17 protein-coding genes are annotated in these 18861 nt (G+C 65.1%); 13 read left to right on the top strand and 4 right to left on the bottom strand.

All coding sequences use genetic code 11. From position 1 onward, the window contains the following. Positions 1-119 precede the first annotated feature (119 nt). Both K3148_RS06040 and phbB read left to right on the top strand, forming a co-directional pair. Positions 120-893 carry a hypothetical protein gene (locus K3148_RS06040; protein WP_221426400.1) on the top strand — a complete coding sequence of 258 codons (774 nt, stop codon included), beginning with the start codon at positions 120-122 and terminating at the stop codon, positions 891-893. Between the two features lie 139 nt (positions 894-1032). After that, positions 1033-1758 carry an acetoacetyl-CoA reductase gene (gene phbB / locus K3148_RS06035; protein ID WP_221426399.1) on the top strand — a complete coding sequence of 242 codons (726 nt, stop codon included), beginning with the start codon at positions 1033-1035 and terminating at the stop codon, positions 1756-1758. Positions 1759-1763: 5 nt separating this feature from the next. On the opposite strand, the gene K3148_RS06030 is transcribed toward phbB, so the two are convergent. Next, positions 1764-2483 (bottom strand): hypothetical protein, encoded by a 720-nt coding sequence (locus tag K3148_RS06030; RefSeq protein ID WP_221426398.1) that lies wholly within the window; start codon positions 2481-2483, stop codon positions 1764-1766. A gap of 84 nt (positions 2484-2567) precedes the next feature. Here K3148_RS06030 and K3148_RS06025 point away from each other — a divergent pair, with 84 nt between their 5' ends. Further along, positions 2568-2867 carry a ribbon-helix-helix domain-containing protein gene (locus K3148_RS06025; protein WP_221426636.1) on the top strand — a complete coding sequence of 100 codons (300 nt, stop codon included), beginning with the start codon at positions 2568-2570 and terminating at the stop codon, positions 2865-2867. On the opposite strand, the gene K3148_RS06020 is transcribed toward K3148_RS06025, so the two are convergent. After that, complete coding sequence (locus tag K3148_RS06020; protein ID WP_221426397.1) at positions 2864-3088, bottom strand: hypothetical protein; 225 nt, start codon at positions 3086-3088, stop codon at positions 2864-2866. The two genes, K3148_RS06025 and K3148_RS06020, sit on opposite strands and share 4 nt — an antisense overlap. 73 nt (positions 3089-3161) lie before the next feature. Continuing rightward, complete coding sequence (gene murA / locus K3148_RS06015; RefSeq protein ID WP_221426396.1) at positions 3162-4445, bottom strand: UDP-N-acetylglucosamine 1-carboxyvinyltransferase; 1284 nt, start codon at positions 4443-4445, stop codon at positions 3162-3164. A 127-nt stretch (positions 4446-4572) separates the two neighbouring features. Here murA and galU point away from each other — a divergent pair, with 127 nt between their 5' ends. Beyond that, the gene (gene galU / locus K3148_RS06010) at positions 4573-5460 is read left to right on the top strand and encodes a UTP--glucose-1-phosphate uridylyltransferase GalU (protein WP_221426395.1); all 888 of its coding nucleotides are present in this window, start codon (positions 4573-4575) and stop codon (positions 5458-5460) included. Positions 5461-5547: 87 nt separating this feature from the next. Here galU and K3148_RS06005 read toward each other — a convergent pair whose 3' ends face one another. Further along, a complete protein-coding gene (locus tag K3148_RS06005) occupies positions 5548-7260 on the bottom strand; it encodes a M28 family metallopeptidase (RefSeq protein ID WP_221426394.1) in 1713 nt (570 codons plus the stop codon). Between the two features lie 109 nt (positions 7261-7369). Here K3148_RS06005 and glnE point away from each other — a divergent pair, with 109 nt between their 5' ends. The 9 genes from glnE (at position 7370) to K3148_RS05960 (ending at position 18835) form a co-directional block, all read left to right on the top strand. Continuing rightward, complete coding sequence (gene glnE, locus K3148_RS06000) at positions 7370-10039, top strand: bifunctional [glutamate--ammonia ligase]-adenylyl-L-tyrosine phosphorylase/[glutamate--ammonia-ligase] adenylyltransferase (RefSeq protein WP_221426393.1); 2670 nt, start codon at positions 7370-7372, stop codon at positions 10037-10039. Continuing rightward, entirely contained in the window at positions 10039-10509 is a 471-nt protein-coding gene (locus tag K3148_RS05995; RefSeq protein ID WP_221426392.1) for a peroxiredoxin, read from the top strand. The genes glnE and K3148_RS05995 overlap by 1 nt, the downstream gene beginning before the upstream one ends. After that, positions 10506-11294: a ferritin-like domain-containing protein gene (locus tag K3148_RS05990; RefSeq protein ID WP_221426391.1), complete on the top strand. Its 789-nt coding sequence runs from the start codon at positions 10506-10508 to the stop codon at positions 11292-11294. Before K3148_RS05995 ends, K3148_RS05990 begins: the two co-directional genes overlap by 4 nt. Before the next feature lie 141 nt (positions 11295-11435). After that, a complete protein-coding gene (locus K3148_RS05985; protein ID WP_247711659.1) occupies positions 11436-12122 on the top strand; it encodes a M23 family metallopeptidase in 687 nt (228 codons plus the stop codon). A gap of 189 nt (positions 12123-12311) precedes the next feature. Continuing rightward, a complete protein-coding gene (locus tag K3148_RS05980; protein WP_221426389.1) occupies positions 12312-13859 on the top strand; it encodes an acyl-CoA synthetase in 1548 nt (515 codons plus the stop codon). After that, on the top strand, positions 13859-15157 hold the full coding sequence (locus K3148_RS05975) for a cytochrome P450 (RefSeq protein WP_221426388.1): 1299 nt from the start codon (positions 13859-13861) through the stop codon (positions 15155-15157). The genes K3148_RS05980 and K3148_RS05975 overlap by 1 nt, the downstream gene beginning before the upstream one ends. A 187-nt stretch (positions 15158-15344) precedes the next feature. Next, positions 15345-15986 (top strand): YqiJ family protein, encoded by a 642-nt coding sequence (locus K3148_RS05970; RefSeq protein ID WP_221426387.1) that lies wholly within the window; start codon positions 15345-15347, stop codon positions 15984-15986. A 39-nt stretch (positions 15987-16025) separates the two neighbouring features. Further along, a complete protein-coding gene (locus K3148_RS05965) occupies positions 16026-17744 on the top strand; it encodes a flotillin family protein (RefSeq protein WP_425594657.1) in 1719 nt (572 codons plus the stop codon). 86 nt (positions 17745-17830) lie between these two features. Further along, on the top strand, positions 17831-18835 hold the full coding sequence (locus tag K3148_RS05960) for an agmatine deiminase family protein (RefSeq protein ID WP_221426385.1): 1005 nt from the start codon (positions 17831-17833) through the stop codon (positions 18833-18835). Positions 18836-18861 lie beyond the last annotated feature (26 nt).

Below are 18861 nucleotides of genomic sequence, written 5' to 3'. Positions count from 1 at the left end.
GGGCGTAGCTTTCTTTATCCGTACCGGAGTCGCCTCAGGCGCCTTCGTTCGGGAACCGTTCAGCGGGACATGCCTTATGATGGCACGGACACCGCAAATTGTGGGGATAGAGGCGTTCGATGGGCACGATGATCGACAGCAAGGGCAAGGGCCGGCTTTCGCCGACCATGCTGGCTGTCGCCTGCCTGGCGCTGGCCGTGCCGGGTGCCGGTCTCGCGGTCTCTGCATCCGCCCCTGCGGAAAGCGTGCAAGCCGCGCAGCCTTCCGAATATCTTCCTTTCACGCCGGCCGGGGCCGATCCCGAGCTGGCGCAGAAAGTTGCGCAGCTCGTCGGCACCGATGCGCTGCGCTTCACCCCGGCGAGCAAGCCCGGCCCGCAGCGCGATCGCACGGTGAATTTCGCCGTCCGCGTCGACGATGCGATGGCGCGCAGCCTGTCGGGCCGTGCCCAGACCGAACCGCTCGCCCAGGGCGAAGCGGTCGAAATCGGCCTGCCCGTTGCGCCCACGCGCTACAATCTCGGCATCGCGCGCGGCTACCAGAGCTTCGCCCAGCCGACTCGCAGCGTCTCCGCCGCGGCTGTGGCCGAAGGGCTGCAGGACATCTCCATGCCCGATCTTGGTACCTACGAAGCGGGTGAGGATGACGGCAAGCCCAGCCGCTTCAAGTCGCGCATCGCGCTCGAGAGCAAGGGTCTGGCCGGCAGCCGCCCGCGCACGATCGCCGGCGCCGGGACGCAGCAGGTCGACCTTGGCGGTGCCTATCGCCTCAGCCGCAATCTCGACGTGACCGCCGGCGTTCGCCTGTCGCAGGATCGCGACCGTCTCGGCCCCCTGACTGACGGGCTGGAAGACGACCAGGCTGTCTACGTGGGCACGCAGATCCGCTTCTGATCGCCCGGCCTGACCGGCCAACCCCCGACAAGAATACGAAACCGCGGAACCCTTGCGCCTGCGGGTTTGTCTTTACCCTGACACCTGTCCATGCCTAGGACAGGGCTGACGCTACGGAATAGCCGGGGAGAGATGATTTATGGGACGTATTGCCATCGTGACCGGGGGAACGCGCGGTATCGGACGCGCCATTTGCGAACGCCTGCGTGACGAGCGCGGTTGCTCCGTTGTCGCCAACTATGCTGGCAATGACGATGCGGCCCGGAAGTTCACCGAGGAAACCGGTATCCCGACGGTCAAGTTCGACGTCGGCGATTACGAAGCGGTACAGGCCGCCTGCAAGCAGGTCGAAGAGGAACATGGCCCGATCGAGATCGTGGTCAACAACGCCGGGATCACGCGCGACGGCACGCTCCTGAAGATGAGCTATGACGACTGGGATGCGGTCATGCGCACCAATCTCGGCGGCTGTTTCAATATGGCCAAGGCGACTTTCGCCGGAATGAAGGATCGCGGCTGGGGCCGCATCGTCAACATCGGCTCGATCAACGGGCAGGCGGGCCAGTACGGCCAGGTGAATTATGCGGCGGCGAAAAGCGGCATCCACGGGTTTACCAAGGCGCTGGCGCAGGAAGGCGCGCGCTTTGGCATTACCGTCAACGCCATTGCACCGGGCTATATCGACACCGACATGGTGGCCGCCGTGCCCGAACCGGTGCTCGAAAAGATCGTCGCCAAAATCCCCGTCGGCCGCCTCGGCAAAGCCAGCGAAATCGCGCGCGGGGTCAGCTTCCTGTGTTCGGACCACGCCGAATTCGTGACCGGCTCCACCATGAGCATCAACGGCGGCCAGCATATGTATTGAGGCGCCTATTCGGGGCCGCGCGCATCCTTGCGCCACTTGCCGTCTGTCCCGATGCGGCACCATTGGGTGGAGGGTGAACTGGCTTGCCCGTCCTCTTGGAAGCGCGTGTAGCTGATCTGACGGCATTCGCGGCTGCCATAGGCGACCGCTTTGCTGACAAGCACATATCCGCGCTGCCCGCGTTCGCTCCAGGGCTGGGTCAGGCCCGTGCGAAGCGCCCTTGCCGTCTCGCGATCGACTGTCCCCGCCGGTGGGCCGGCAAAAGTCGGGACGGCGGGCAATTCGGGCGGTCCGGGAAAGTTGAACTCTCGCTCCTCGAATTCCGGTGTCGCAGTGGCCACCTCTTCGGCTTCCCCCGCCCGCCGGGTGGCAGGTGTGCTTGCAGCGACGGGAGATGCGGTTTCTTGGCTCGTGGGTGTTGCACGCGGCTGACCCCAGACGAAGGGTTCGTCAGGCTCCGCTTCCGGCTCGCCGCGGTCGATCGGAACGAAGTCGTCATTGAGAGCGATGTCTTCCGAAAAGGTGCGGAAAAAGAATATCCCGGCCACCACCGCAGCTCCGGCAAGCGACAGAAGGAGCCATCCGCTCAACCGCTCGCGTCTCTCCATCGCCGCTAGCTCGCGCGGGCTGTAGATCACACCGCGATCCAACGCCGACGGATCGCCCGCAGGTCCCGTTTCGGACGGGGGATCCGGATCCTTTGCTAGGTCTGTTTCTGCACTCATGTCCACCGCACGATCCAGTCCAGCGAGGCCTGCTCGCAGCGGAATGATTGTTCCACTCTCCGCTTCGGCATGCAAGAAGCTTCCATGACCACGCCCTACCACCCGCCAGTAAAGCACTCGATCCGCATCGACGGACATCGCACATCGATCAGCCTCGAACCGGTGTTCTGGGACCTGCTGCGCGCGGCCGCAGCGCGGCGTGGTGTCGCGGTGAGCGCGCTTGTCGCCATGATCGATGCCGAGCGGATTCGCAGCGAAACGCCGCCCGGCTTGGCAGGGGCGATAAGAGTATGGCTGGCCACCCATGAATTGACGCCGGGCAACCAAAAGGGCGACGAAATCGCTTCCGCCGCCCCTTCAAATTCTGTTGATCGCGCGCCTTAGTATTTGGCGGTTGCGTCGCTCGCCGGATAGGTTTCGTCGAGCGCTTCGTCGGTCGAGCTCATGGCATCGTGCGACGCGGTCGATTCGGAACCGGCGTTACGGAAGTTGCCTTCCGGCTCGCCTCCGGCAAAGGCGACGCCGTTCTGGTCGACGCGGTTCTTTTCGTAGGTGCGATAGCCGAGATAGCCGAGGGCACCGAGTGCTGCGAGCTTGAGGATCATGTCTGCTTCCCTTTCGAATAAGTGACTTACACCCCTCAACGGTCGGCCACGGCGAAAGGTCCGCAAGACTCCCCTAGTCGTCGCCCACCCGTTCGATATCTGCGCCGACAAGCTGCAATTTCTCTTCCAGCCGCTCATACCCGCGATCGAGGTGGTAGAGGCGGCGGACCGTGGTCTCGCCCTTGGCCGCAAGGCCGGCGATGACGAGGCTCATCGAAGCGCGCAGGTCCGTCGCCATGACCTCGGCACCGGTGAGCTCCACCGGTCCCTTCACGATGGCCGTGCGGCCCGTGGTCTCGATATCCGCGCCCATGCGGGTAAGTTCCGGCACGTGCATGAATCGGTTCTCGAAGATCGTTTCCTTCAGGATGCTGGTGCCTTCCGCCTTGCACAGCAGGCTCATCAGCTGGGCCTGCATATCGGTGGCGAGCCCCGGGAACGGCGCGGTGGTGAGGTTGTAGGCCTTGAGCGGGCCGTCGGCGGAAACGCGCACGCCTTCCTTCTCGGTTTCTACGGTCACGCCGATATTGCGCAGCGCGTGGAGCGTGGAGCCCATGTCGCCGGCATCGGCGCCGCCGAGCAACACGTCGCCGCCGGTGATCGCCGCCGCGCAGGCATAGGAACCCGCCTCGATGCGGTCGGGCATGACACGGTATGTCGCACCGTGGAGCTTCTTCACGCCGTGGATGGTGAGTTCGGAGGTGCCCACACCCTCGATCTCCGCGCCCATGGCGAGGAGCAGGTTGCACAAATCGACGATCTCCGGCTCTCGCGCGGCGTTGCGCAGGATCGAGGTCCCGTTGCACAGCGTCGCCGCCATGACCGCATTTTCCGTCGCGCCGACGGAAACGACCGGGAAGTCGAATTCGCCGCCGGGCAGGCCGCCATCGGGTGCGCTGGCCTTAACATAGCCCTGCGCCAGTTCGATGGTCGCGCCAAAGGCTTCGAGCGCCTTCAAATGCAGGTCGATCGGACGGTTGCCGATGGCACAGCCGCCGGGAAGCGAAACGGTCGCCTCGCCCGTACGGGCCAGCAGCGGGCCGAGAACGAGGATCGAGGCGCGCATCTTGCGCACGAGATCGTAGGGCGCGACCGAACTGGTGATGCGCATCGCTTCCAGGGTGACGTTGCGGCCGAATTCTTCCGGGCGCTTGCCGGGAATGGTGTGGCTCACCCCGAACTGGGTCATCAGGTGCTGGAAGCCGTCGATATCGGCAAGCCGCGGCAAATTGCGCAGCGTCACCGCCTCTTCGGTCAGCAGCGCGCAGGGAATGAGCGTCAGGGCCGCATTCTTCGCGCCAGAAATGGGAATGGTGCCGGAGAGGCGATTGCCGCCGCGTACGAGTAGTTTGTCCATGGGCCCCTGCTTTAGTTGTCACGGGGGCTGTGGCAAGCGTCATGCGCCTGTCATGGTCCCCTTCCATTGCTGCCCTCAACCCGCCAGCAATTGACCTGTTCCCCCCGCAGACCTAACCCGCAAGCCCATGAGCACCCATAAACCCATCAAGAAAGCCGTTTTTCCCGTCGCGGGACTCGGCACGCGCTTCCTTCCGGCGACTAAGGCGATCCCTAAGGAACTGCTCCCGATCGTCGACCGTCCGTTGATCCAGTACGCGGTGGACGAGGCGCGCGAGGCGGGGATCGAGCAGATCATCTTCGTCACCGGTCGCGGCAAAACGGCAATCGTCGAGCATTTCGACATGGCCTTCGAACTCGAGACCACGATGGAAGAGCGTGGCAAGGACATGAGCGTCCTCGCTCCGACCCGCGCGACCCCGGGCGATATCATCACAGTGCGCCAGCAGGTCCCCATGGGTCTCGGCCACGCGATCTGGTGCGCCCGGGCGATCGTGGGCGACGAGCCTTTCGCCATTCTGCTGCCCGACGAACTGATGATCGCCAACAAGGGCGGAACCGGCTGCATGAAACAGATGGTCGAGGCCTATAACGAGGTCGGCGGCAACCTCATCTCGGTGCTCGAAGTGCCGCAGGAAGAGGTGTCGAGCTACGGCGTGATCGCGCCGGGCGGACAGGTTAGCGACACGCTGACAGAGGTCACTGGCCTCGTCGAGAAGCCGCCCGTTGCCGAAGCGCCGTCGAACAAGATTATTTCGGGCCGCTATATCCTGCAGCCCGAAGTCATGCGGACGCTGGAAAACCAGGGCAAGGGCGCGGGCGGCGAGATCCAGCTGACCGACGCCATGGCCCGCATGATCGGCAACCAGCCGTTCCACGCGGTGACCTTTGCCGGAAACCGTTACGACTGTGGAAGCAAGACCGGTTTCGTGGAAGCAACCCTTGCGCTCGCGCTCGAACGCGAAGACATGGGCGACGAAGTTCGCGCGATGGCCGAAAGGTTGCTTGCGCGATAGAACATAATTTACCCCAAGACTTATGAAGAAGGGCCGGTCCGCCATGTGGCGAACCGGCCCTTTCTATTTGGGTCAGGCGAACCTCAGTCATTCAGCCGCAGCAGCGGTGCCGCAAGCAGCACCCTCGCCCGCGCAGGTTTCGTCGCGCGTGGCCTTGAACTCGTCGCCTTCGTTCCAGTTAGGCCAGCTGGTGCTCATGCCGAGCATGCGGCCGAGACGGTAGAACAACTGCAGATCGGCCATCACACCCGACCAATCCCAATTCGGATCGTATTCGTCCTTGGGCCCGTGATAGCGGTTGTCGCGATAGTCCTTGGCGACCTTGGCGCCCGCTTCGGTGCCGCCTTCGACGAGGTCTTCGCCGCCGTCGACATAAAGCATCGGCACGCCGCGCTTGGCGAAGGCGAAGTGATCGCTGCGATAGTAATAGCCCGCTTCCGGGTTGGGGTTGGGCGTCGAGACACGGCCATCGGCCTCGAGCGCGGCTTCGAGGAATTGGTCGAGCTGCGACTTGCCGGGCCCCACCACGGTCACGTCCTTGCTCGGCCCGGCGATCAGGAAGGCGTCCATGTTGATGCCACCGACCGTCTTGTCGAGCGGGAAGACCGGGTTGGCGGCGTAGTAGTCTGCGCCCAGCAGGCCCGATTCCTCGGCCGTCACGGCAAGGAAGACCTGGCTGCGGCGGGTCGGCCCGGCCTTGGCATGCGCTTCGGCCAGAGCAACGAGGGCGGCGGTCCCGGTCGCGTTGTCGACCGCGCCGTTGCAGATATCGTCGCCGTCGGGTGCCGGAGTGCAGCGCCCGAGATGGTCCCAATGGGCTGTGTGGAGGACGTATTCCTCCGGTGCCTCGCTACCGGGCAGCACGCCAATCACGTTCTGCGATTCGAATGTACGGATATCGTTAGAAAAGCTGGTCGACGCCGTGAGGCCGAGCGGCACCGGCTTGAAGCCCTTCTTCTTGGCATCGGCCATCAGCTTGTCCGCATCCTTGCCGGCCGCTTCGAGGATCTGGCGACCGACCTCGTTCTGCACCCAGCCGTTGACCTGTGTCAGAGGCACCGCGTTTTCGCCGCGCTGGGCATAGGCCTGCGGGCCCGACCAGCTGCTTTCGACGACGTTCCAGCCATAGGAGGCCGGCTCGGTATCGTGGATGATCAGCGCGCCGGCAGCGCCCTGTGCGGCGGCCTCTTCGTATTTGTAGGTCCAGCGGCCGTAATAGGTCATGGCCTTGCCGTTGAACGGGCCTTCGAGGCTTTCGGTGCCGAAATCGGCATCGTTGACGAGGATGACAGCGGTCTTGCCCGCCATGTCGATCCCTTCGTAATCGTTCCAGCCGCGCTCGGGGGCGTTAATGCCGTAGCCCACGAACACAAGTTCGCTATCTTCGAGGCTGGTCTTCGCGTCTTCGCGATAGGTCACGCCAACCCATTCGCTGGCATAATCGAAGCTCATGTCCTCATCGCCGCCCGAAATGGTCAGCGGGGCGAAGTCCTTGCCGGTGATTTCGACCAGGGGGACGCGCTGGGTCCAGCTGCCATTGTTGCCCGGTTCGAGACCGGCGGCCTTGAAGCGCTCGGTGAGGAGCGCGACGGTCAGTTCCTCGCCCTTGGTGCCGGGCATGCGGCCTTCGAACTCGTCCGAGGACAGGCGTTCAGTGACCGACTTCATCGTTTCTTCGGAGATATCGCCGCTGGCGACATCGGGAATGTCGAGACCGGCCTGCGAGCTCGTCTCCTCGACTTGCGTGTTGCAGCCGGCGAGCATCAGGGCCGTCGCGGCAAGCAGTGTGGTGCGGATCATGTGGGGGGCAACCTCTCGTTTGCTGTAAGTCCGTGGCGGCGCTTGTTGCACCCCTCACGGCCAACACGCAAGCTTGCGCGGGCTGGCGGCCTTCGGCACAGCCTCCGTTATGGAGGCCGACTGGACCCACGCCCTGAGCCGCGCGCGCGACCACGCGCCCTTCCTCAAACGGGGGCTGGAGCGGCTGGGCGAGATCACCGCCCTGCTGGAGGCGGGCGATGGCGAGGCCGCTCTGGCGCTCGCCAAGGCGGCGGGCGAGAGTATCGAGGACACCGGCTTGGCCCTGCGGCGAGAGAAGCGCGCTCTCGGTCTCGTGCTGGCGATCGGCGATCTTGCCGGAGCCTTCGAGCTCGACAAGGTAATGCGCGAACTCTCGCTCTTCGCCGACCGGGCGCTGCACCTGGCGATAGCGGCGGCCATCTCGCGGCGGGTGGAGGGCGCTTCGCCCGACGGGATGATCGGCCTTGCGCTCGGCAAGCACGGGGCGGGCGAACTCAACTATTCCTCCGACATCGACCCGATCCTGCTCTACAATCCCGAAACGCTTCCCCGCCGCGAGCGCGATGAGCCGGGGGAAGCCGCGCAGCGTTATGCCCGCGAGATCGTGCGCCTGCTGTCCGAAGTCACCAGCGAGGGCTACGTTTTCCGCGTCGACCTGCGGCTGCGTCCGGCCAGCGAGGTCAGCCCGCTCGCCATCCCGCTCGACGCGGCGATCACCCATTACGAAAGCTCCGCCCTCGCCTGGGAGCGGGCCGCTTTCATCCGCGCGCGCGCCTGCGCCGGCGACATCGCGGTGGGCGAGGCCTTCCTCGACCACATCCGCCCCTTCGTATGGCGCCGCAGCCTCGACTTCGGGGCGATCGACGAAGTCCGCCGCCTCACCCGCCGGATCCGCGAAAAGCAGAGTGGGCCGCGCGAACCGGCTCCCGGTTACAATGTGAAGCTGGGGCGCGGCGGCATTCGCGAGATGGAGTTCTTCGCCCAGACGCACCAGTTGATCCACGGCGGCCGCGATCCCTCGCTGCGCAACAAGCGCACCCGTGCCGCGCTCGACGCGCTGGCCGCGACGGGGCGCATCGGGGCCGACGACGCGGCGGTACTGGGCGCGAGCTACGAAGGATTGCGGCGGATCGAGCACCGCTTGCAGATGGTCGCCGACCAGCAGACGCATACGCTGCCTTCGGGCGAAGCGCTCGACAATGCCGCACGGCTCGACGGTTTTGCCGATGGCGCGGCATGGCTCGATCACATCACCAAGCTGACCGCGCCAGTGGCGTCACGTTACGACGCGCTGCTGGCGGAGGACAAGATATCCGTCCCCGCCGACACTCCGCATCTCGCGTCCGCGTCGAAGAAGGCGCAGCTTGCGCCCGATTTGGCCGAGCGCGTGAGCCAGTGGACCGACGGGCGCTATTCGCCCTTGCGCAGCACCGCCGCGCTCTCCGCCTTCGAGGCCATCCGCCCCAAGCTGCAGCGCTCGCTCGCCGCTTCGCCCGAACCGGCTCGCGCGGTGGCACGGTGGGAAAGCCTGCTCGAGCGTATGACGAGCGCGATCAATCTCTTCCGCCTGCTCGAGGCGCGGCCCGGCTTGCTGCAATTGGTGGCCGACTGCCTCACACTTGCGCCCCCGCTCGCCGACGCCATCGCCCGGCGACCCGACCTGCTCGACACGCTGATCGACCGCAGTGCGCTCGACTTGCCGGGCAGTCGTCAGGACCTTGCCGCAGCCATGCGCCGGGGCGAGCGCGGCGACACATATGAGGACCGGCTCGACCGCATCCGTATCGTGACCGGCGAGACGCGTTTCGCGCTGGGTGTGCAGGTGATCGAGGCGGCGCAGGACCCGCTCGATATCGCCGCTGCCTTGTCGCGCGTGGCCGAGGCGGCGCTGGAAACGGCGCAAGCGGCCGCCGAGGAGGAGTTCGCGTCGCGGCACGGGCGGATAGCGGGATCCGAGCTGGTCGTGCTCGGCCTCGGGCGACTGGGTGGAGGGATGCTGACCTACGCCTCCGATCTCGACATCGTCTATCTCTTCACCGGAAGCCACGAGGCAACCAGCGACGGCGAACGCCCGCTCGGCGCGACGCTTTACTTCAATCGCCTTGCCCAGCGGGTCAGCGCCGCGCTCTCGGTGCCGACGGCCGAAGGCGCGCTTTACGAGGTCGACACGCGGTTGAGGCCGCAGGGCGCGCAGGGGCCGCTCGCGGTGAGCCTCGAGAGCTTCGAGCGCTATCAGCTGGAAGACGCCTGGACCTGGGAGCACATGGCGTTGACCCGCGCGCGCGCACTCACGGGAAGCGAGGACGCGCGGCGGGCGATCGACGCGGTGCTCGCCAAGGTGCTGAGCCGCCCGCGCGATCAGGTTGAACTGCGTGCGGCCCTGCTCAAAATGCGCGGCGAAATGGCGGCGCACAAACCGGCCAAGGGTCCGCTCGACGCCAAGCTCCTGCGCGGCGGGCTGGTCGATCTCGAATTCCTCGTGCACTTCCTGCAGCTGCGCGATCGCAAGGGGCTGGCCCCGCGTATCGAAGAAGCTTTGAAGGAACTTCCCGACCTCGAAGGCCTTGCCGAAGCGCACGACTTGATGACCCGCCTGCTGGTGGGTACGCGCCTCCTTGCCCCCGATCTTGCGATTCCGGGCGAGGCCCCGCAGGCGATCCTTGCGCGGCTGTGCGAGGAAGCGGACTTCGCATCGCTGCTAGGCCGCTTCTCCGATGCGCAGCGGCAGGTGGCACAACGCTGGCAGGCCCTATTCGGCGAAACACTGGAGCTGGACTGATGACGACCTATTCCGAAGGCGACGCCTTCCCCGATTTCACCATGGAAACCCCCGATGGCGGTACGCTGACCAAGGCCGACCTCGCGGGCCGCAAGGCGGTAATCTTCTTCTACCCCAAGGACAACACGCCCGGTTGCACCACCGAGGCGAAGGACTTCACCGCGCTAAAGCAGGAGTTCGAGAAGGCGGGCACGCGCCTGATTGGGGTAAGCAAGGATTCGGCGAAGAAGCACCAGAACTTCATCGCCAAGCACGACCTCACTGTCGAACTTGCCACCGATGCCGAAGAGAACGGTCTATCGGATACGCTCGGCGTGTGGGGCGAAAAAAAGAACTACGGGCGCACCTATATGGGCATGATCCGCTCGACCTATTTGCTCGGCGAGGACGGCACGATCCTGCGCGTCTGGCCCAAGGTGCGCGTGAAGGGCCATGCCGAGGAGGTGCTCGAGGCGGCGCGCGGCGCGTGAAGTCTGTCTCCTGCGCCATTCGCGAGTGCCTGCTGACCGGTGACAAGACCGCCAAGGTCTTCGCCACCCGCAAGCTTGCGCGCGACTGGCGCATGGGAAAACTCGATTCCGCCTTCGACTGCACCATGCCGGATCGTCCCGCCTGGCCCGAGGACCTCGATCTGCGGCTGCCGCGCGACATGCCGCGGCGCGGGAAGGGCGGCAGCGAGAAGGGACGTATCGCCCTGTGGCACGCGCTCGCCCATATCGAGTTTGTCGCCATCGATCTCGCGCTCGACATGGCCGGGCGATTCGGCGAATCGATGGGCCAAGCCTTTGTTTCCGATTTCCTTTCCGTCGCCGCAGACGAAGCGATGCACTTCGCCTTGCTGGAGCGAAAACTCGATTCGCTGGGCTCGTACTACGGAGCGTTGCCTGCACACGACGGGCTGTGGAGCGCGGCGCAAGACACCGCTCACGACGTCGCCGCGCGGCTTGCGATCGTTCCCATGGTGCTGGAAGCAAGAGGCCTCGACGTCACGCCCGCGACGCTCGAGCGGATTCGTTCGCAAGGCGATGAAAACGGGGCGAGAATCCTGCAACGAATCCTTGACGACGAAATCCGGCATGTCGCCTTCGGAGCCAAGCATTTTCGCGCAGTTTGCGCCGGCCGCGGCGAGAACCCGCCGGAATCATGGCAGAATTTGGTGAAACTGTACTTTTCCGGGACTCTGAAGCCGCCGTTCAACGACTCGGCGCGTTCGGCAGCCGGTCTGTCGCGGGACTTCTACGCTGGTATTGCGTGATTAACCTTTTCGGTCATAACCCATACTCACGAAATGCCGGGGGGTTCCGGCGGAGACGAAATAAAGACCGAAGCAGGCCGGGACGCCTCTTCGGTCTGGGACAAGAGGCCCGGGTTACCGGGTCGGATGGACGGGTTCGACATGATCATCAAGCGCGCAACGCTTGCCTTCACCATGGCTATCGCCGGCATGAGCATCGCTGCCGCTCCGGCGCAGGCGGAAACCAACGCCGTACCTGCCGTGGGCGCAATCGACATGTCGAAGGTCGCCAGCCCCGCTGCGGAAGGCGATGACACGCAGTTCACCGAACTGTTCGCCCGTTGGGAAAACCCCAGCCAGCCCGCCGCAGCTGTGGCCCGCCCGCAGGTTTCGGTGCCTTCTCGCATGCCGCTCGAAGACGCCCGCATGACCAGCGATTACGGTATGCGCACCCACCCCGTTCTCAAGCGTCGCCTCGGCCACAAGGGCGTTGATCTCGCCGCGCCGACCGGCACGCCGATCTACGCCACCGCCGACGGTTTCGTGTCGAAGGCCGAACGCTTCTCCAGCTACGGCAACTTCGTCTCGATCGAACATGGCGCCCGCATCCAGACGCGCTACGCCCACATGTCGCGCATCGCTGTGGCTGACGGCACCTGGGTCGAAAAGGGCGATCTCATCGGTTACGTCGGTTCGACCGGCCGTTCGACCGGTCCGCACCTGCACTACGAAGTCCGCATCGACGGCCAGGCCGTGAACCCGGTTCCCTACATGGTCGAATCGGAAGCGCAGCGCGCCTTCGCTCTCGCCATGGGTGACGGTGGCCAGGGCGGTCACGACGAGGAATAAGCAAAAACGGGCCACTGGCCTTTCGGGATCGAGAAAGAGGCGGCGGGTCTGACCCGGCCGCCTTTTTTCGTGCGCGCTGGTTGGCCGCTTCTCCTTTTCCCTTGCCCATGCGGTCCTGACAGGTAGGTTTCTCCCTGCAACCGGACGAGTCCCACAAGCGAGGACCGCCGGGAGGAGAGAGGAGCTGCAATGCATCCGATTACGCACGCCGAGGCGCGCCCCGACCATCCCGCCATTATCATGTCCGGCAGCGGCGAGACGCTGACCTATGGAGAGATGGACGCCTACGCCAACCGCTTCGCCCAATTGCTGCGTGCGCGAGGGCTGAAGCACGGTGACCATTTCGGTGTCCTCTTGGAAAACTCGATCCACTATCTCCCCATCGTCTGGGGTTCGCAGCGTGCGGGCACGATGATGGTCCCCGTCTCCACCCGCCTCACCGCGCCGGAGATCTGCTACATCCTCAAGGATGCCGGGGTGAAGCTGCTGATTACCAGCACCTATTTCGATGACCGGCTGGACGACATCCGTTCCGCCTGTGCCGGTATCGATACGCTGGTCATCGGCGGCAACGGCGAGAGTGATTACGAAGCGGCTCTGAACGCGCAGCCCTCCGAGCCGATCGCCGACCAGGCGCCGGGCCAGTATATGCTCTACTCTTCCGGCACGACCGGCGCGCCCAAGGGCGTGCGGCCCGCACCGCCCGACAGCGACGACATTCTTGCGGTGAACCCGCTCGTCGGACTCGCCGTGATGGGCGCCGGCATGCCCGCCGATGGCAGCATGGTCTATCTCTCGCCCGCGCCGCTCTATCACGCCGCGCCGCTGGGCTGGTGCACGACGGCGCACCGCCTGGGCGGAACCGTAGTCGTGATGGAAAAGTTCGACCCCGTCCACGCGCTCGAAACGATCGAGAAATACCGCGTGACCGACAGCCAGTGGGTGCCGACCCATTACGTGCGCATGCTCAAGCTCGAACCCGAAGAGCGCGAAGGCCACGATCTTTCCAGCCACCAGCGCGCGCTCCACGCCGCCGCGCCCTGCCCCGTCCCGATCAAGCGCGAAATGATCGAATGGTGGGGCCCGATCATCAACGAATATTACGCCGGGTCCGAGGGCATCGGCATGACGCTGATCAAGGCGGCGGACTGGCTGGAGCATCCCGGCAGCGTCGGCAAGGCGATCCACGGCACGATCCACGTCTGCGGCCCCGAGGGCGAAGAACTGGAGGCGGGGCAGGACGGCCTCCTGTTCTTCGAGAACGAGACCATCCCGACCTATCACAACGATCCCGAAAAAACCGCCGACGCCATGCATGAGAAGGGCTGGATGACGCTGGGCGACATCGGACATGTCGATGAGGACGGCTATCTCTACCTCACCGACCGCAAGAGCCACATGATCATCTCGGGCGGGGTCAACATCTACCCGCAGGAGATCGAGAACCTCCTCGTCACCCACGACAAGGTGATGGACGCCGCGGTAATCGGCGCGCCCTGTCCCGACTTCGGCGAGAAGGTCGTCGCCGTGGTCCAGCCGATGGACATGGGAGAAGCGGGCGAGGCGCTGGAGGCGGAGCTGCGCGACTTCCTCGCGCCGAACCTCTCCAAGGTGAAAATGCCCAAGCTGTTCGACTTCCGCCCCGCACTCCCGCGCGAGGCTAACGGCAAGCTCTACAAGCGCGAATTGCGCGACGAATACCAACGCAAGGCGGAAGAAGAGACGGAGCAGGCGTGATGGCGAGCGCAGCGAAGCCGCGTCTGGATCCGGAGACCGCTTACGAAGTGATCTCGCCCGAAAGCTACGCCGGCTGGGACCCGCTGCTCGACACATTCGATCGCCTGCGGGAGGATACTCCCGTCGCGTGGGTGGAGGACCCCGAGGGCCGTCACCCGCCATTCTGGCTGGTCACGCGCTATGACGATGTCATGCGCATCTCGAAGGACAACGCGACCTTCCTCAACAACCCGCAGACGGTCGTCTTCAGCCTCACCGAGGGGATCGAGTTCGCCAAGAACCTGACCGGCGGCAGCCCGCACATGGTGGCCAGCCTCGTCACCTTCGACGCGCCAATCCACATGAAGTATCGCAAGCTGACGCAAGAATGGTTCATGCCCAAGAACCTGCGGCGGCTCGAGGATGAAATCCGGGCGCTCGCCGTCAGGACGGTCGACCGGCTGATCGAGGCCGGGGACACGGCCGACTTCTGCAAGCTCGTCTCGCAGCCCTATCCGCTCCACGTCGTGATGCAGATTCTCGGCGTGCCCGAGGAGGACGAGCCGCGGATGCTCATGCTGACCCAGCAGATGTTCGGTGGGCAGGACGAAGACCTCAACCAGTCGGGCATGAAGGATTTGCCGCCCGAGGCTATCACCAAGCTGGTCGCGGGCGCGGTGAAGGACTTCGAGGCTTATTTTGCGGGGCTCACGGCAGAAAAGCGCGCGAACCCGACCGACGATGTCGCCAGCACCATCGCCAACGCCACCGTCGACGGCGAGCCGCTCAATGATCGCGACATGATGGGCTATTACATCATCGTCGCCGCTGCGGGGCATGACACCACCAGCGCGAGCACGGCGGGAGCGATGCTGGCACTGGCGCGCGATCCCGAGCAATGGGCGCGGGTGCGCGAGGACCGCTCGCTCCTGCCCGGCATCGTCGAGGAAGCGATCCGCTGGACCAGCCCGGTGCAGCACTTCATGCGGACCGCAGCCGAAGACACAGAGGTCGGCGGCCAGCAAATCGCGAAGGGCGACTGGCTGATGATCAACTACGTCGCGGCCAACCACGACCCCGCGCAATTCGACAGCCCCCGCACCTTCGACGCCAGCCGCAGCCCCAACCGCCACCTCGCCTTCGGGGCGGGCGCACACCAGTGCCTGGGCCTCCATCTCGCGCGGCTGGAGATGCGTATCCTGTTCGAAGCGCTGCTCGACCGGATCGAGACGGTCGAACTTGCGGGCGAGCCGAAGCGCGCCAAATCGACCTTTGTCGGCGGGCTCAAGACGCTGCCGCTGCGCATCACACCCGCCTGAAGTCGAAATTCCCCTGATCCAAGTCAAACCCGCGCAATTGCGGGGAAAATCGAACTCGGTTCGTCGCATATTCCTACGGCTCATCGTGGATTTCTGCTAGGTGAACCACATGAGTAAAACAGTAGGACGATCCGCTTTCGGCAACAGTCGGGAGTGAGTCTTCCTGCGCACAAGAAAGGGGGAAATCATGACATTGCTGGAGCCGCACAACATGCCGTTTGCGGCCGCGCTCGTCATAATGCTGGTCCTCGCCGTCATACAGCTCATCGGTATCGCCGATTTCGGTGACGCTGATGTGGACCTGGACGCCGACGGCGACGGATTGCCCGATGCAGGGATGTTCGACGGGCTGCTCACGCTGCTCGGCATCGGACGCATCCCGCTGACGATCTGGCTGGCGCTGTTCCTGTTCCTGTTCGCGGGCATCGGCCTGTCGATCCAGGAGCTTGCTCAGAGCCTGACGGGAGGTCCGCTATACAGCTGGCTTGCCGCGCTGATCGCCGGGGTCGCGGCGCTACCCGTGACCGGCATCTTCGCCCGTCCGCTGGGGCGCGTCCTGCCCAAGGACCACACGACCGCTGTCAGCACCGAAAGCCTCGTCGGCCGCCGGGCAACGATCAGCATCGGGGTGGCCCGCACAGGATCGCCGGCCCGAGCAAGGGTGAAGGACGTGCACGGCCAGACCCACCGGGTCATGGTCGAACCGCACGAGGCCGCATCCGAACTCCACGAAGGCGACGAGGTCCTTCTCGTCCGCCGCGAGGGCAATCAATTCTACGCGACCGCGCTGGCCGAGCGCCGCCTGTCGCCAACACAAGTCAACCAATAAGGAGGAGCAATGGAAGGGTTTTTAGATATGTCGATCGTGATGTTCGGTGGCCTGGTCCTGATCGGGCTCATCATCATCACGTTTTTCCTCAAAATGTACCGACGGGCCTCGAAGGAAACCGCCTTCGTGCGGACCGGCGTGGGCGGCGAAAAGGTCGTGATGAACGGGGGCGCACTCGTGTTTCCGATCTTCCACGAAACCATGCCGGTAAACATGAACACGCTGGTGCTTTCGGTCATCCGCCGCGATGGCGAAGCGCTCATCACGCTCGACCGCTTGCGGATCGACGTGAAGGCGGAATTCTACGTCCGCGTTAAGCCCGATAGCGAGGCCATCGCCATGGCCGCGCAGACGCTGGGCCAGCGCACGATGCAGCCGGAAATGCTGAAGGACCTCGTCGAAGGCAAGTTCGTCGATGCGCTGCGCAGCGTGGCGGCCGGCATGACGATGAACGAGCTGCACGAACAGCGTGCCGACTTCGTCCAGAAGGTGCAGCAGGTGTCGTCGAACGACCTCGCCATGAACGGCCTGGAACTGGAATCGGTCTCGCTGACCGGACTCGACCAGACGAGCATCGAGCACTTCAACGCCAACAACGCCTTCGACGCCGAAGGTCTCACCAAGCTGACCGAGCAGATCGAGGCGCGCAAGAAACTGCGCAACGACATCGAGCAGGACACGCGCGTGCAGATGGAGACGAAGAACCTCGAGGCGGACGCCAAGAGTTTCGAGATCGGGCGCGACAAGGAATACGCCCGCCTCCAGCAGGAGCGCGAGGTGGAAATCCGCCGCGCCGCGCAGGCCTCTGAAATCGCCCGCGAACAGGCAGAGCGCAGCCGCGAGGCCGACGCGGCCCGGATCGAGGCGAAGAAGCAGGTCGATGCACAGCAGATCGAAGCCGACCGTCTCGTCGAAGAGGCGCGGATCGACCAGCAGCGTGCGCTCGAAATCGCTCGGCAGGAGCAGCAGATCGCGGTCCAGAACAAGAGCCGCGAGGAAAGCCAGGCCAAGGCCGAAGCCGACGAAGCCCGCGCCAAGGCGGTCGCCGCCGAGGAGCAGGTTTCGACCAGCCGCGAAACCGAGATCGCCGAGCGTCAGAAGCGCATCGAGCTGATCGAGGCTTCGAAGCAGGCAGAGCGCGACGCGATCAGCGTCCGCGTGGAAGCCGAGGCCGAGAAGGACGCTGCCACCAACCGCGCCGAAGCGCTGCGCCTCGAAGCTCAGGGTGAGGCCGAGGCCGAGAAGCTGCGGGCCGAAGCGGCACGCGTCCGCTTCGAAGTCGAGGCAGCGGGTCAGAAGGCGATCAACGAGGCAGCGAACATCCTGTCCTCGGACCAGATCAGCCTGCAGACCAAGATGGCCCTGCTCAAGGTGCTTCCGGACCTGGTGCGCGAAAGCGCCAAACCGATGGAAGCAATCGAGAGCATCAAGATCGTCCAGGTCGACGGCCTTACCAATGGCGGCGGCAAGGGAGGCTCCGGCGGAGCAGCCAGTGTCGGCGGATCGGGCAATCTCGCGACCGATGCGGTCAGCGCAGCGCTTGCCTACCGTGCGCAGGCTCCGGTGCTCGACGGGCTGATGAAGGAACTGGGCCTCGACGGCTCGAGCCTGAACAGCCTCGTGAAGGGCCCGGCCGAGCAGACCGGCGGGTTCGAGGTCGAGGACAAGGCCGAAGCCACGGAGGAGCCCAAAGCCCTTCCGGCCAGTGCCAAGTCCAAGGGCGCGGAGAAGGATCGGGGCGAGAGCGCCGACGCCTGATAACGGCCAACCGCACACGGAAAGGGGGCACTTCGGTGTCCCCTTTTTTGTTGCCTAGCCTCCGCTCCCCGGCCTAACCGCACCCAATGAACGACGCGCCCCGATGGACCATGCCGCCCGAATGGGCCCCCCAGGACTGGCTGTGGATCGGCTTCCCGCACGATGCGGACGAATGGCCCGAAGTCCTGCCGCGCGCGCAGGAGCAGATCGCCGCCTTCGCCAACGCCGTGGCCGAGAGCGGGCAGGAGGTCCGCCTGCTGGTCCGCGACGCCGCCAACGAACAGCGCGCGCGCGATCTCGTCAGTGGCTCTGTGAAGCTTGAGCGGCGCGCATATGGCGACGTATGGTTGCGCGACACCGGTCCACTGGTGCTTACCGATGCGACCGGCCACCGCATGGCGCACCGCTTCGGCTTCAACGGCTGGGGCGGCAAGTATCTGATGGAGGGCGACCAGACCATCGGCGCTGAACTGTCCGAGGATGCCGGCCTTCCGCTGGAGGTCGCCGACTGGATACTCGAAGGCGGGGCGATCGACGGCGATGGCACGGGCCTTGTCGCCACGACCGAGCAATGCCTGCTCAATCCCAATCGCAACCCGCAGCTTTCCCGCGAGGAAATTGAGGAGCGGCTGAAATCCAACCTCGGCTTCACCCGCGTGCTGTGGCTGGGCGACGGCCTTATCAACGACCACACCGACGGCCATGTCGACAATCTCGCGCGCTTCGTCGGGGCGAACACGCTGGCCTTGCCGCGCGCGACCGGCACGGATGATCCGAACGCCGCGATCTACGAGGACGCCAAGGCCCGCGCCGAAGAGGCAGGGGTGGTGGTGCAAAGCATCCCCTCGCCCGGCCTCATCACCAGCGGCGACCGGATCGAACCGGCAAGCTACGCCAACTTCGCCATCACCAGCCATCTCGTGGTCGTACCGACCTTCGGCAGCCCCTATGACGAGGAAGGCGTAGCGGCCATCGCCGATCTCTTCCCCGACCGCGCCACTATCGGGATTCGCGGCGATGCGGTGCTTGCCGGGGGCGGCGGATTCCATTGTGCCAGCCAGCAGATGCCCGCCGCCCGCGCGCGCATTTAACGATTCGTTAGGGATTGGAGCGGAGA

Source organism: Qipengyuania aurantiaca (assembly GCF_019711375.1).
GTDB classification, from domain to species: domain Bacteria; phylum Pseudomonadota; class Alphaproteobacteria; order Sphingomonadales; family Sphingomonadaceae; genus Qipengyuania; species Qipengyuania aurantiaca.
This window is presented reverse-complemented; position numbering and strand designations above follow the sequence as displayed.

What these genes read in the sequence shown, in the direction of transcription:
- phbB (WP_221426399.1), top strand. Translation starts at nt 1,033, where the DNA reads ATGGGACGTATTGCCATCGTGACCGGGGGAACGCGCGGTATCGGACGC.
- K3148_RS05995 (WP_221426392.1), top strand. Translation starts at nt 10,039, where the DNA reads ATGACGACCTATTCCGAAGGCGACGCCTTCCCCGATTTCACCATGGAA.
- K3148_RS05985 (WP_247711659.1), top strand. Translation starts at nt 11,436, where the DNA reads ATGATCATCAAGCGCGCAACGCTTGCCTTCACCATGGCTATCGCCGGC.
- K3148_RS05975 (WP_221426388.1), top strand. Translation starts at nt 13,859, where the DNA reads ATGGCGAGCGCAGCGAAGCCGCGTCTGGATCCGGAGACCGCTTACGAA.
- K3148_RS06005 (WP_221426394.1), bottom strand. Translation starts at nt 7,260, where the DNA reads ATGATCCGCACCACACTGCTTGCCGCGACGGCCCTGATGCTCGCCGGC.
- K3148_RS06020 (WP_221426397.1), bottom strand. Translation starts at nt 3,088, where the DNA reads ATGATCCTCAAGCTCGCAGCACTCGGTGCCCTCGGCTATCTCGGCTAT.
- K3148_RS05965 (WP_425594657.1), top strand. Translation starts at nt 16,026, where the DNA reads ATGTTCGGTGGCCTGGTCCTGATCGGGCTCATCATCATCACGTTTTTC.
- K3148_RS06040 (WP_221426400.1), top strand. Translation starts at nt 120, where the DNA reads ATGGGCACGATGATCGACAGCAAGGGCAAGGGCCGGCTTTCGCCGACC.
- K3148_RS05960 (WP_221426385.1), top strand. Translation starts at nt 17,831, where the DNA reads ATGAACGACGCGCCCCGATGGACCATGCCGCCCGAATGGGCCCCCCAG.
- K3148_RS06025 (WP_221426636.1), top strand. Translation starts at nt 2,568, where the DNA reads ATGACCACGCCCTACCACCCGCCAGTAAAGCACTCGATCCGCATCGAC.
- K3148_RS05970 (WP_221426387.1), top strand. Translation starts at nt 15,345, where the DNA reads ATGACATTGCTGGAGCCGCACAACATGCCGTTTGCGGCCGCGCTCGTC.
- galU (WP_221426395.1), top strand. Translation starts at nt 4,573, where the DNA reads ATGAGCACCCATAAACCCATCAAGAAAGCCGTTTTTCCCGTCGCGGGA.
- glnE (WP_221426393.1), top strand. Translation starts at nt 7,370, where the DNA reads ATGGAGGCCGACTGGACCCACGCCCTGAGCCGCGCGCGCGACCACGCG.
- K3148_RS06030 (WP_221426398.1), bottom strand. Translation starts at nt 2,483, where the DNA reads ATGAGTGCAGAAACAGACCTAGCAAAGGATCCGGATCCCCCGTCCGAA.
- murA (WP_221426396.1), bottom strand. Translation starts at nt 4,445, where the DNA reads ATGGACAAACTACTCGTACGCGGCGGCAATCGCCTCTCCGGCACCATT.
- K3148_RS05980 (WP_221426389.1), top strand. Translation starts at nt 12,312, where the DNA reads ATGCATCCGATTACGCACGCCGAGGCGCGCCCCGACCATCCCGCCATT.